Below are 13,254 nucleotides of genomic sequence, written 5' to 3'. Positions count from 1 at the left end.
AAACGTATGAACGGCCATGCACTGCATTCCTCCCTCACCGAGGTGAGGAGCGAAGAGGTGCAGGAAATTATGGGGAAGATGCCTCCGTGGATGGTCCGCAGCGGTATCACGCTGATTGCCGTAGCGGTGGTGCTGGCCCTCACCGGGGCCTGGTTCTTCCGTTACCCGGACGTGCTGCCGATGCCGGTCAGGGTAACACCGCAGGAACAGTCCTTTATAGTACAGGGATATATCCCCGCTGCTGATGCATGGCGGGTAAAAGCCGGTCAACAGGTAATGTTGCGCCTCACGGCCTACCCGTCAGATACTTATGGCCTGATCCCCGGTACCGTCACTGCCGATGCTGTAGCGGAAACAGACAGCAGCTTCCTGGTGGAAGTGAAGCTTACACAGGGCATGTTGTCTACCTCCGGTAAACAGATCCCCCGGCAACCGGTACTTACAGGAATAGCTGAAATTATGACAGACGACAAAAGCCTCTTACAAAGAATATTAGGAAAAGCCCTGGCGCCCCTGATGACGGATTAATCCGCCATCAGGGAGTGTTTGGTCGTTGTTGTATATCTTTTGTAGATAGATTTTTTAACCCTTTGTAGATGTCATGTAGCCCCTGAGAATTGCAGGAAATCCCCAAAGTTTGTCATCTTTGTGGCTGTTTAACCACACCCTGATAGGATGAAAAACGTCATTTTGTTAATTGCATGTTGTCTGTTTGTCAATGCTGTTGTTGCCCAACAACCTGTTGTTGCTTTTGTTCCCAATAAAGATATCCGTGCTATCGGCTTGTTTACAGAAGGTCTCGCCTGGGCCCTGGTACCCGGTGGAAACTACGGTTATATCGATACCACTGGCAACATGGTCATCAAGCCGCAGTTCCGGGAAGCCGGTATCTTCCGCGAAGGATTGGCTATCATAGGCCAGTCATTTGGTGGCCATATCCATTATGGGTACATCAATCGGCAAGGCAGTCTGGTCATCCCCTGCCAGTATGAAGATGCCCACGATTTCTCTTACGGACGGGCGGCTGTCAACAAAAAAGGTGTCTGGGAGTATATCGACCGCCAGGGAAAAACAGCCCTTGGACCTGCTTTTGTCCGCATAGACACCATCATCGATAAAACCTACGGTGGTGCGTACAATGAAATAAAACCCCACCCGCTTTCATTTCGTAATGGCCGCCTGCTGGTACGCAAGGGGAAACTGTATGGCTTTGTTGATACTGCCGGCCATTGGGTGGTCCCGCCTGCCTATGCATGGGCCCGCGAATTCTCTGATGGCGTGGCCGTTGTGGCCGGAAAAGAAATACCACGGGACAGTATGCCCGGCAATGGCGAGCTGGCACAGTTATACAATAAATTACCTGCCGGGGAACCGGAATATACTACCCAGGTCATCGACAGTACCGGTAAACTGCTCTTCACCACGGCAGCAAAGGGACTGGACGAATTTGTTGACGGGGCGGCACTCTTCTACCAGGACGATAAATGGGGGCTGATGGATAAAAAAGGAAATGTTCTGATAGCGCCGACATTTGCTGACCAGCCTTACCCTATCTCCTGCGGTGTGTTTTTTACGCAGGTGAATGGCAAAGCGGAAGGTAACCGTGACGGCTATCTGCAGATTTACAATACTGCCGGACAGCCCGCCGGCAAAGCCCTGCTCTGCGATACCGAAGGCCACTGTATATATGATTCCCATCGCGCTTTCTTCGGAAACCTGATGGCGGTACAGGTTGAAAACAAATGGGGCTTTGTGGACACCACCGGAAAAATGGTGATAGCACCTGTTTACAATGTAATATCAGATTTTGCGGAAAGCCATGCGGCGGTGAAGACGGCCGAAGGAATCCTCCAGGTACTGCGTAATCCCATTAAATAAGATCAGAACCCATCGTTGATATGATACATAAAACATTTGTGACCCGGCTCACGGGGAGCTTGCTCCTGCTGACTGCCACTACTTTTGCCCAAACGCCGGAGACAGTCGGCTACCTCGACCGCTTCGAAGGGGAATTTGCTAAAATACAGGTCAACGGACACGAGCAGCTGCTGCACCGCAGCGGTAAAGTGGTCGTGGATAAGATACAGGAGATCAGCTACTTCCGGATTGTATCGGCGGTGAAGCATGGCGCCTATGGCGCCGTTAACCGGAAAGGGGATATCATTGCCCCGTTCCGTTATGATGCCGTGCGCGTTTTGGATGAAGACGAAAAAGATAACCCTGAAGAAAATTATTGCCTGATCACCATCAAGCAACAAGGTAAGATGGGAGCGGTGGACAGTATGGGCAACGTATTGTGCCAGCCGGTATACAACGAGATCGCAGCGCTTACACCCAGGACTTTCAGTGTAAAGAAAAACGGTTTGTATGGCTGGTGTGATATGAAAACCGGCAAAGTGTTGCAGGAGCCAAAGTATGAAGAAGTATCTCCGGCGTATGTGCTGGACCGTGTTATTCAGATCAGGCTGCAGGGCAAAACCGGGCTGGCGCTGGAAGATGGTAGCGTGCTGGTACCGCCGAAGTACGAACGTTTTATGGGCTGGAACAATAGCGGACAACTGTTCAGTTATTACGTTCCCGGTGGGAAATGCGGCTTGATGGACCGTCAGGGGAAGGTGCTGACACCTGCTGTTTATGACGATATCGCGGAAGGCCCTTCAGATAATCTCGTGGCGGTAACGCAGCAGGGCAGGGTTGGCCTGCTGGAAGTGGCTACCGGTAAGCTGAAAGTGCCCATGCAGTATACGAAAACGTCCCGCATGGGGCCTCTCTTCCTGGTATGGAAAGGGAAACTTTGCGGCCTGACAGATACGACTGGCAAAGAAGTGATTCCTGTTGCCAATACAGAAATCCGCGTGTATGACAGTAAAGGCAGCGGCATTTATGGTGCATTGCCTTTGCCGTTGACTTATGCACCACCTTATTATGTGGTGGCCAAAAAAGGCGATGCTGCTGCTTTTTATGATGTGACCGGCAAACAACTGATGCCTTTTGAATACAGTGATATCAGCGTGCTATCTATCAATGATAAAGTATATGTAGTGCCGGTAAAAGGCAAGCAATGCGGCCTGGCAGACTTCTCCGGTAAACTCCTGATGCCGGTACAGTTCGAGGGACTGGCAACCAATAATGTTGTAAGCAGCAACTACGACGATGATGCGGCCGGCGCGGAGAAAAACAATTTCATCAGCGTGGTGAAGGAAGAAAAACCCGAGGTATTTGGCACGGGGCTGTTCAATATCGTTACCGGTCAATTGGTGATCCCCGCAATATATTCCAGCCTCCGCTGGCAGAATGCTGACATCATCCGGCTGGAGCAGGGCGATAGCTCAGGCCTCGCTGACAAAACCGGTAAAATACTTCGTCCGCTGACGAAATACGGTGCTTTCGATGCCGTAAGCCCAAGTCTCATCGTGGAAAGACGTTATACCGATGATGCCGGCACTACGCTGCTCACCAATAAACAAGGACAGATATTATATCAAAATAAATCATGGGAATTTTCTGCTTCTACCTACAACCGCCTGCTGGCGCCGGATGCCAACAAAACAAGGCCGTTACAGTTCAACAGCGGCCTGTTGAAGGTACGAGGCTATTCTCACGAAAACCAGTTTGTGGACAGCACGGGTAAACTGGTGGCCTTTGATCAGTACGAATATGTAGGCGATTTCAGCAATGGTTTGGCCGTGGCCATCAACCAGGAGAAACGTGTGGGGATCATCAACATCAACAAAAAAGAAGTATATCCGTTGGTGTTAGATGACATGGCTGGCGCAGATAATGAGCTGATACAAATGAAACAAGGCGGCAAAGTGGGACTGCTGCGCAAAGACGGTACCGTGTTCCTGCGGTTGGAGTATGAAGATATCGACCGAATTTATGATACTACGTTGTACATCGTAACCCGCAACGGGAAAAAAGGTGTGTTGAATGCGGAAGGGAAAGTGCTGCTGCCTGCGGCCTACGATGAAATCCGCTATAACAAAGACACACAGTTTTTTGATGTTACGAAGGACGGTAAAGAAGGCATGGTGGCGATAGACGGCACCGCCATCGTACCGCCTGTTTATGATTACCTGGAACAAAACCAGCACTGGGGAACGAATTCCCGCTTCCCGGTGCTGGTAAAACAAGGTGAATGGTATTTGTATCTGGATGAACAGGGTAAACCTTTGCCCTGGCGTTCTAAAAAGAAGAAAGGTTATGATGAATAAAAAAGTATGGACGGGTTTCGTTGGCCTGATGCTGGCAGGACATGTGCTGCTGGCCCAACAAGGCTCCGTCTTCATGAATGGATATGCCCGTATTGTCACTAAGGAAAAGAGCTGGTATATTGATACGGCTGGTCAAAAGGCTTTTGATAAGATAGAAGCGGTTTATCATCCGGTAGACAGTGTTTCCGAACAAAGTATCTTTTCCAATACAGACCACAGCATGGCGATTGTGAGCAGCAACGGCAGGAAAGGGCTGATCAACGAAAAGGGGCAGTGGGTGTTGAAACCCGAATATGATAAGCTGGAAGTGGAGTTCAATGTTTACCTCGCCGTATACAAACAGGGGAAGATGACCTATGCGGATACGTGGGGCAAACTGTTGTTGCCGCTACAGTTTGAAAAGGTGGGCATACTGGACGATGATCGATATGATGTAAAGCAGCAGGGGAAATGGGGCATTTACGATGTACGCCGGCAGCAGCTGGTCATCCCGGCGGTATATGACGAATTTGACTACTGCGGCGGCTGCGGACGTAAAAGTGATTATCTCTATGCAAAGAAAAACGGCAAGTGGGGAATCATCAGTGCTGCTAATGAAGTGCTGGTGCCTTTTGCCTTTGAGCATAGCCACTTCATGATGCGCAGCGATGAATGGGTATGCAGCTTCAAACAGAACGGTAAAAACGTGGTGGTTAACATCCCCCGGAAAAAAGTATATGGGGAACCGTTATACAGCCAGATGAAGGTGATCGGCAATGGTATGCTGATACTCAGTAAAGGCGGCCGTTTCGGGTTGGTCAACCGTAATGGGGAACAGGTACTTGATTTTATATATGATGATATTGCCGATCCCTATGGTGACTTCGCCAGCGGCCCTTATCTCACGGTAAGAAAAGGTGATAAAACCGGTATCGTAAATATGGACGGCCGTGTTGTGATAGCGCCCATTCTGGATGAAGAAGTGTCCTGCACGGATGATTACATTATCGCGGCAAGAAATGGCTTGTACAATGTGTTCGATAGTACCGGCAAATCGCTGCTGCCGGAAGATTACAACGAAATCGAGCCGTTGAGGTCTTCTGGTGGTAGCCCACTTTTTGCCCTGAAACAAAAAGCGCTGTACGGTTTTTTTAATCCGGCAAACGGAAAGGTGATCGCCCCGGCATTTCACGAGGTAGACATGATCACTTCCGGCAGAGACAAGGGATTGATACAGGTCACTTATCAAAATAAACCGGGACTTTATAAATCAGACGGCACGCTGATGCTGCCGGTAAAGTATAATGCCTATGAGCTGTTGACAGACCACCTGTTGTCTGTCAGGACCAGCACCGGTACCGGACTTTTTGATGCTAATACTCAACAGGAGATCATTCCGGCAAAATTCAAATACATCAACCCGATTGCACCAGACAGTACGCTGTTGAGCGTTACCGTAGAAAATGAATCCGGTGATGTTACCTACGGTCTTTATAGTTTAAGCGGTCAGGAACTGGTGCCGCCAATATATGAGGTCATCTATCCTGTGAACAAAGATCAGTACCTGTTGATGAAAGAGACAGAGAAAGCCATCTTCTCGATGGCCACCGGTAAAACCATTGTTTTGCCCTATAGAAATGTTGTCCCCGCTCATATACCGGATATACTCGTTGTATCAGATAGCAGTAATTCTTACCTCTGGGATGTGGTGAAAGGCAAATCACTATTAGCACCTTTCCCGTTGGTGAAAAAGTATTATGGTGATACTACGCTCTCACCTGCCATCGGGGAGTTTGGTTTTGGCGTGGCGCCTGTGACGAAAAATGGCAAAATGGGCGTCATCAATGCAAACGGGCAGGAAGTACTGCCGGTTATCTATGATGGTGTGCTGATACTGCCACAGGGTGTTATATTACTGGCAAGGCAAAATGGCAATGTCTGGAAATACGGTTATGCAGATACGACGGGTAAGCTGCTGGTGCCCCTGGAGTACGATTATAACGTGAACGGCTATATCTATGATTACGAAGACAGCACCTATCTGCCCTTGTATAAATCCGTGGATAATTACACCCGTGCCTACCAAAAAGGAATGGCCGGCCGGGATGGGAAGATAATAATCCCTGCTCTTTATGACAGAATATTCGTTGGTAAAAACAATACTGGTTTCCTCGCGGAGAAAGAAGCATATTTTACCATACTGAACGCTGCGGGCAACGCTGTTACATCAGAGCGGTTTAGAGAAGTGATGTTGCCACCGACTGTTAATCCGTATGCTGAAACGGCGGTATTGACTTACCCCTTGTTATGCCGGAAGAACGAACGATATGTATACCTGTTGCGCAATGGGAAAACGTTGCCGTTGCAGTTGACCGGCGTGGTGCAATTTAATCCGGAAACAGATGTATGGTAGCGAATAAAATATCCTATAAACAAAACCGCCGTCCTGTTAAAAGCACGGCGGTTTGTTTTTTTAGGGAGATGATTATTTTTCATCCCACCATTTTCCCAGGACTAAAGTCCTGGGCTACGGTGTTAATCCCAACATCTTAGCCCAGGACTTTAGTCCTGGGTTGGTGGGTTTGAGGGGGTAAGATGTTATTATTTTTTATCCCACCACACTTTAGAGAGATAGGTATCACCTTTCAATAACCCTTTTACTGCCTGCTGATAATTCTCCGTATTCAGTAATGTTTCCAGCGAGGAGTATACAGCCCTGCGGGGAATAGTGCCACTGGTGGAGCCCTGGTTAGGGCCGGGCGTAAGTACCGGGTAACCGGTGCGGCGCCATTCTGCAAATGCTTCATAGTCGCGGCCGAACAACTGTATCCATTTCTGGGTCATAATTTTCTCCAGTTGTTGTTCGGTGGTGAGGCCTGCGAAAGAAAACTCTGTATCGATATAAGCCTGCGGAATAGTGGTGATATTGTAGGGCTGCATGGCCATGGCAGCTTTGATGCCATCCTGGTAGAATTTTTCTGCATCGGCAGGTGCTGCGCCCCAGCCCATCAGTGCGGCTTCTGCTTTAAAGAAACACACATCGGCATATGTGAACACGTAACAGGGAATGGGAGTGGCGAGTGTCCTGTTGAAATAGGTTGTCGTAGAGGCGGTGGAGTAATCATCTTTGATGATGCCTGCCAGTAATGCGTCGGTAAGCGCTACGCCAATGCCGCGATAGACAGGGGTGCCGCTGTTCTTCGAGTTCACCGTTGGTGCGGCGATGAAAGACAGCCGCGGATCTTTTTTGTTGTTCAGTGTATTGACGAAAGCGCTGGCGAGGTATCGCAGATCGGGGCTGCCGGTGATAAACTGCGCCAGTATGGGATGTGCGTTGGTCGTCTGTGCGTCATTGAACGTAGGTACGGCAGCGTTATCTTTATTGTCAGCGAACAGTGGACCGCCCATGGCTTCCCGCACGGTTTTTTCTGCCAGTTGTGGCGATGCATATTTGAGACGCATGCCTAAACGCAGTTTGAGTGAGTTGCCGAATTTTTTCCAGTTGTCGATATTGCCTTTGTAATAGAAGTCGGCGTTGCCATAGGAGGCGTCGCCGGTATTCAGTCTGGCTATCGCTGCATCCAGATCGGCAATGAGTTGTTTATAGATGGATTCCTGGCTGTCGTACACCGGTTTGTTGTTTACGTTGCCGGCATCTTCGGTGGTCCGGGAAAACGGTACATCGCCGAAGAGGTCTGTGAGGCGCTGCCATACATAGATCTCCATGATGCGGGCGATGGCCAGTTTGGTGCGGCCGGCGGGATCATCTTCTTTGCCTTTAAGTGCCTGGTTGCGTATCTGGCCGAGATTACGTAATAGGGTATAGTGGGCGGCCCACATATTGTTATCAGGCTGCTGAATATAGCGGGAGGTGGGCGCTACAAGGCCGCCAGCCCAATATTGTACCCAGGAGCCGACTTGTATATTGGCGGTTTCTGTACCTTCTGCAAAGGCGGCGTCTTTCTGTACTTTGGAAAGCAGAATGGCCGCATCTATATTGGTAACAGAAGTAGGCGGTGTGTTCAGATCGTTGAAGTTCTTGGTGCAACTGCCGAGGGAAAGGCTTCCCAGCAACAGGGCGGCATATATGGAACGGTTACGTGTTTTCATCTCTTTTCTTTTTTTGATTATAAATCCAGGCTCAGGTTGATGCCAAAGTTCCGCATCATGGGCAGCGCGGTAGATTCAAGGCCCAGTGAGGAGTTGTTGACGTTGAAACCGGATGCTTCGGGTGAGAAACCATCTGTTTTACGCTGGAAGTAGAACAGGTTGCGGCCATAAATACCGATGCCGGCACGTTTGATGATTTTACCGGTAAACAGCCGGGAAGGTAACTGATAACTGAGACTGATCTCCCGCATGGCGATGTAGCTGGCGTCGTTCATCATTTCTTCAGATACTACATTTTCTTTGTCGCTGGCTACTACGTTCCAGTAGTCCTGTGCTTTTACGGCCATGGTATTAGCTTTGCCGGTGCTCACCCAGTTGCCGTTGTTGTCTTTGGCTGCGATCATGCCACTGGCCACATAGCTGCCATCGCGGCCGGCGAGGGTCTTTTTGGTGGTACCGTAAATCAGCTCTTCGCGGTTGCTTTGGGAATATACCATGCCACCCTGGCGAATGTCTATCAGTGTACCGAGGGTAAAGCCTTTATAGCGGAAAGTATTGGAGAAACCGCCGGTCCAGTCGGGGAGTGCGTTGCCCAGTTCGGTCAACTGGCGGCCTTGTGTACGCAGTGGCAGACCAGTAGCCGGATCTATCAGGCGGTTACCGCTTTCATCTTTCAGCCAGGCGAAGCCGGTGCCGATCATGGTGCCAAAAGGCTTGCCCGGTGCGGCTATCACGTTGATGCCCCGGTCGCTGCCCAGTACAAAGGTTTCTACGCCGGTGGTGAGGGACACCACTTCGTTGCGGTTGCGGGAGAAGTTAAACGCGCTTTCCCAGGTGAAGCCATTGGACAGTTTCACTGGTGTGCCGCTGATGGACACTTCGATGCCGCGGTTACGGATTTCACCGGCATTGATACGGCGTGCTTCAAACTTGCTGGACGGTGGCAACGGCACATCCAGGATTTGATTTTTCGTAGCGGCGTTATAGTAAGTAAAGCTGATGCCTAAACGATTATTCAGTAACCGAAGGTCAGTACCGAATTCTATAGAGGTGGTGAGTTCGTTTTTCAGGTTAGGATCAGGGATCACGGCGGTGAAGTAGCCCAGCGGCTGACCGCCATGGGTGAACTGGTCGAGGCTGTAGGTACCGGTCAACTGGTAAGGATTGCCGGAGCTGCCTGCCTGTGCTACAGAGCCGCGGATTTTCCAGTAAGTGAGCACGTTGCTTTTCAGGTTGAGCATGTCCGTCATGATCACACTGGTGCTCGCGGAAGGATAGAAGAAAGAATTATTCTTCGCGGACAGGGTAGAGGACCAGTCGTTGCGGGCGGAGAAATCGAGGAACCAGTAGTCACGGAAGGTGAGCTGACCGAAGCCATACACGGAATTGATTTCAGATTCCTGCAGATCAAAAAGGTAGGAGTTGGTCAGTGTATTATTGATCACGTGCAGATCAGGGACAATGAATTCCTTGCCGGTATTGCCGGTCATGCGGTAGAATTTTTTCTGATGGCTGCTGCCGGCGTTGAGGCCGAGCGTAAAGTCTTTATTGAGAGGCAGGTTGGCATTGAGCAACACATCGTAGTTGTCTTCCCTTACCCGCAGCACTCTTTCTTCGATATCGCCGTTTCTGTTCTGGCTTTGATAAGTGCCTTTGGCGCGGTAGCGCAGGCGTTGTTCGGTGTAAAAATCGGTGCCGCCACGAGCGGTGAGTTTCAGCCATTTGGTGAAGTCGTACGACAGGCGGAGCATGCCCAATACACGGTCGCGCTGGTCGGCATTGTAAGTCTTGTTGATGGTCCAGTAGGGATTGGCGGTGGAACTGTTGGTGGCATAGGTTTTCTCCAGTCCGGGCGTAACGCCGCTATAGCCGAGCTGTTTGGCCACATCCGCTGCTGTCCAGGCGTAATCCGCAAGGATAGACATGGGCATGCTGCGTGGCTGGCTGATGAACAGGTAAGCCGGATTGTCGGATGCATCGGAGAGGGTGGGCCTGTTTTTTCCTTTCTGGTTGATGTAGTTCATTTTGGCATCCAGCTGCAGTTTAGGTGTGATGGATGCTTGTGCGCGAAGGGTAAAAGTATGGCGGTCCAGCGTATTGGAAGGCACATAACCATCTACGTGTGTATTGGAGTACGAAAAACGGTAATTGACTTTGTCATTGCCGCCATCGGCGCTGATGTTGTTGACGAGTTGTTTTTCCTGGTTAAAGAATTGTTTGTAGGTATTGGGTTGTGGGGTGAGGTGGAGAATATTGCCCCACTGGTCTTCATATTGCTGGCCTTCCATTTTAGGTCCCCAGCTGCTGCGGGCGATGCGGTCGCGGCCTGCGCTCATTTTGGGCATTCCTTTTAGTCCTTGTGCTTTGGCTTGTTCCATGGTATATATCTTACCGTCGGTAGCGCGGAAATGGGTGAAATCTCCGTTGAGGCCCTGGCCATATTCATCCTGGAAGTCTGGTGTCACCAGTGCGTTGCCGATGGAATAGTCACTGCTGAATTTGATGCCGATACCTTTGCGGGAGCTGCCGGATTTGGTGGTGATGAGCACTACGCCGTTGCTGCCTCGTTGGCCGTACAATGCGGCAGCGTTGGGGCCTTTCAGGATAGAGATGCTTTCTATATCATCCTGGTTGATGTTGGAGATGCCATCGCCATAGTCTACACCGCCGGTGCTGCCGGCTGCGCCGATGTTTTGGTTGTCCAACGGCACACCGTCCACCACGTACAGCGGCTGGCTGTTGCCCTGCAGGGAGTTGTTGCCTCGGATAACGATTTTGGAAGAACCGCCGGCGCCGGAAGCAGGGCGGCTTACCTGTACGCCGGCTACTTTACCGGAGAGGGCGTTGGCCACATTCACTTCCTTGCCTTCGGAGAGATCGGCGCCTTTCAGTTCTGCCACGGTATAACCGAGTGATTTGCTTTCCCTTTTGATGCCCAACGCAGTCACCACCACTTCTGATAAGCCTTTGGAACCTTCGCTCATCTTCACGTTCAGCTGGGTACTGCCGCCGGATTCGAGGCGTTGTTTGCCGTAACCAATGAACGAAAACAACAATGCTTTGGCGCCGGCCGGCATCTGTATGCTGTATCTGCCGGTACCATCGGTAACGGTGCCTTTGGTGGAACCTTCTACGGTAACGGTCACTCCGGGCAGCGGTACATCTTTTTCATCGGTCACTTTACCGGTGATAAGGGTGTCTGCTGACAGGTGGGTGGCTGGCTGCTTCACAGGTGCTTCTTTCAGGGAAATGGTACGGTCAATGATCTTGTAAGCAAGCGGCTGTCCTGCGAGGCATTGGTCCATGACGGTGGTGATGTCTGCATCTTTTACCTGTACATTGACTTTACCGGTTTTTTTCAGCAGGTCGTTGTTATACAGGAAATAGTAACCTGTTTGCTGACGGATGGCTGCGAACACCTGTTCCAGTGGCGCCTGTTGCATGGACAAGGTGATTTTCTGCGCATAGCCGGTAGCCGACACGCTTAGTGCGGCCAGCAACAGCAGTATGGCGGTCAGGTTGGCGGCCGCGCGGACTTTTACAGGCAAAGGGAATAGCATGCCCCGCCGGCATGCGGAAATAAATCTTTTCATCATCGGTTTGAATTTTAGATTAATAGCGGTTCTGTCCTGTTAATTTTGGCATTCCGGTGTTGTTCTTCATTTGTTGTTCTTCATTACAGGTATTGTTAATTCGCGTGTGCTCGTTTCTGTTATAGGCTTACACTGACTTTGCGGCCCCGGATATCAAAGTGGGCACCACTTACATAATTCAACATCTCCAGTACTTGTGACAGTCTCGCCTGCCGGCTGATGTTGCCGCTGATTTTTTTGGAGGGCAACGGTCCTTCGAACTCCAACTCGAGATCATACCAACGCGCTACCTGTTCCATGATATCCCGGAAATCATCGTCTTTAAAATAAAAGATGCCCTCTTTCCAGGCAATGGCCTTTTCGGTGTCGGTATAGGTAATGGACACCTGCTCATGCTGTACATGGGCCTGCTGGCCGGGCGCCAGCTGCCAGGAACGTTTGCCGGACAGCTGCACTTTAACGGCGCCGCTGACCAGCGTGGTTTTTACGGTTTGGTCATAGGCTCCGATGTTAAACTGTGTGCCCAGTACCAGTATGTCTACGCCGTTGACGGTCACCTTAAAAGGCTGCCGGGCATTGGCGGCCACTTCAAAATATCCTTCGCCGGTGAGGGTGACTTTCCGCTCAGTACCGTTGAAGTGAACCGGGAACGTAAGTGAAGAAGCAGCATTGAGCCATACCCGGGTACCATCTTCCAGTGTCAGCTGATATTGGCCGGCCCTGTTGGTGGTGAGCGTATTGTATAAACCGGCGGCTGTACTGTCGCCGGCATCAGCATATACGAGACTGCCGTTGCCATGCCGGATGGCGGTGCCATCGGCTTCTGTGATGGTATTGCCGCCCTGACTGCCTAATGTCACGGTTTTGCCGTTACCCAGTTGTAAAACGGCCTGGTTGCCGCCAGGTAGCACATCGTTGTGGAAGGTGTGCGACTGGTCTGCTACAATACGGTTGTCCTCGTGCCTGTCAGACCGGGGATACAATAATATGATGCCGGCGAGCAGGGCTGCGGCTGCGGCGGTCCATACGACAAGCTTTGTCCATACCGGCTTACGGGCAGACGGCGTTACGGATACCCGATTCAGCACAGTCTCCCAGTCGGCCTGCACATCAATCGTTTCCTGGAAGGCGATACCGGCAGCCAGTTGCTCCGGGTCCTGCAAGGCGTGGTACAACGCCTCATGACGAGGATCTGCTGCCAGCCATGTTTGCAGCTGTTGCTGTTCGGCGCTGGTGGCTTCTCCGCGCAGACAACGCAAAATCAGCGCGGCATGATCAAAAGTATCGTGATATTGGTCCATGTGGTCGTTTCCGTAATAAAGAAACGCAACCTCAGAAATAGGGTGACAAGCGGGAGG

7 protein-coding genes are annotated in these 13,254 nt (G+C 50.8%); 4 read left to right on the top strand and 3 right to left on the bottom strand.

Features of this window, described 5'->3' with window-relative positions:
- Positions 1-6 precede the first annotated feature (6 nt).
- The 4 genes from HHL17_RS25710 (at position 7) to HHL17_RS25695 (ending at position 6,606) form a co-directional block, all read left to right on the top strand.
- Positions 7-528, top strand: coding sequence for a putative HlyD family type I secretion protein (locus HHL17_RS25710; protein WP_169227709.1), 522 nt, complete (start codon positions 7-9; stop codon positions 526-528).
- 147 nt (positions 529-675) lie between these two features.
- Positions 676-1,878, top strand: a complete 1,203-nt coding sequence (locus HHL17_RS25705) for a WG repeat-containing protein (protein ID WP_169227708.1) — start codon at positions 676-678, stop codon at positions 1,876-1,878.
- A gap of 20 nt (positions 1,879-1,898) precedes the next feature.
- On the top strand, positions 1,899-4,214 hold the full coding sequence (locus HHL17_RS25700; RefSeq protein WP_169227707.1) for a WG repeat-containing protein: 2,316 nt from the start codon (positions 1,899-1,901) through the stop codon (positions 4,212-4,214).
- A complete protein-coding gene (locus tag HHL17_RS25695; protein ID WP_169227706.1) occupies positions 4,204-6,606 on the top strand; it encodes a WG repeat-containing protein in 2,403 nt (800 codons plus the stop codon). The genes HHL17_RS25700 and HHL17_RS25695 overlap by 11 nt, the downstream gene beginning before the upstream one ends.
- Positions 6,607-6,794: 188 nt before the next feature.
- Here HHL17_RS25695 and HHL17_RS25690 read toward each other — a convergent pair whose 3' ends face one another.
- From HHL17_RS25690 to HHL17_RS25680, 3 genes are all read right to left on the bottom strand, one after another.
- Positions 6,795-8,303: a SusD/RagB family nutrient-binding outer membrane lipoprotein gene (locus tag HHL17_RS25690; protein ID WP_169227705.1), complete on the bottom strand. Its 1,509-nt coding sequence runs from the start codon at positions 8,301-8,303 to the stop codon at positions 6,795-6,797.
- A gap of 17 nt (positions 8,304-8,320) precedes the next feature.
- Entirely contained in the window at positions 8,321-11,899 is a 3,579-nt protein-coding gene (locus tag HHL17_RS25685; RefSeq protein ID WP_206156171.1) for a SusC/RagA family TonB-linked outer membrane protein, read from the bottom strand.
- A 116-nt stretch (positions 11,900-12,015) separates the two neighbouring features.
- On the bottom strand, positions 12,016-13,197 hold the full coding sequence (locus HHL17_RS25680) for a FecR family protein (protein WP_169227704.1): 1,182 nt from the start codon (positions 13,195-13,197) through the stop codon (positions 12,016-12,018).
- Between the last annotated feature and the right edge of the window lie 57 nt (positions 13,198-13,254).

This window comes from Chitinophaga fulva, from assembly GCF_012927205.1.
In the GTDB taxonomy this organism is placed as follows: domain Bacteria; phylum Bacteroidota; class Bacteroidia; order Chitinophagales; family Chitinophagaceae; genus Chitinophaga; species Chitinophaga fulva.
This window is presented reverse-complemented; position numbering and strand designations above follow the sequence as displayed.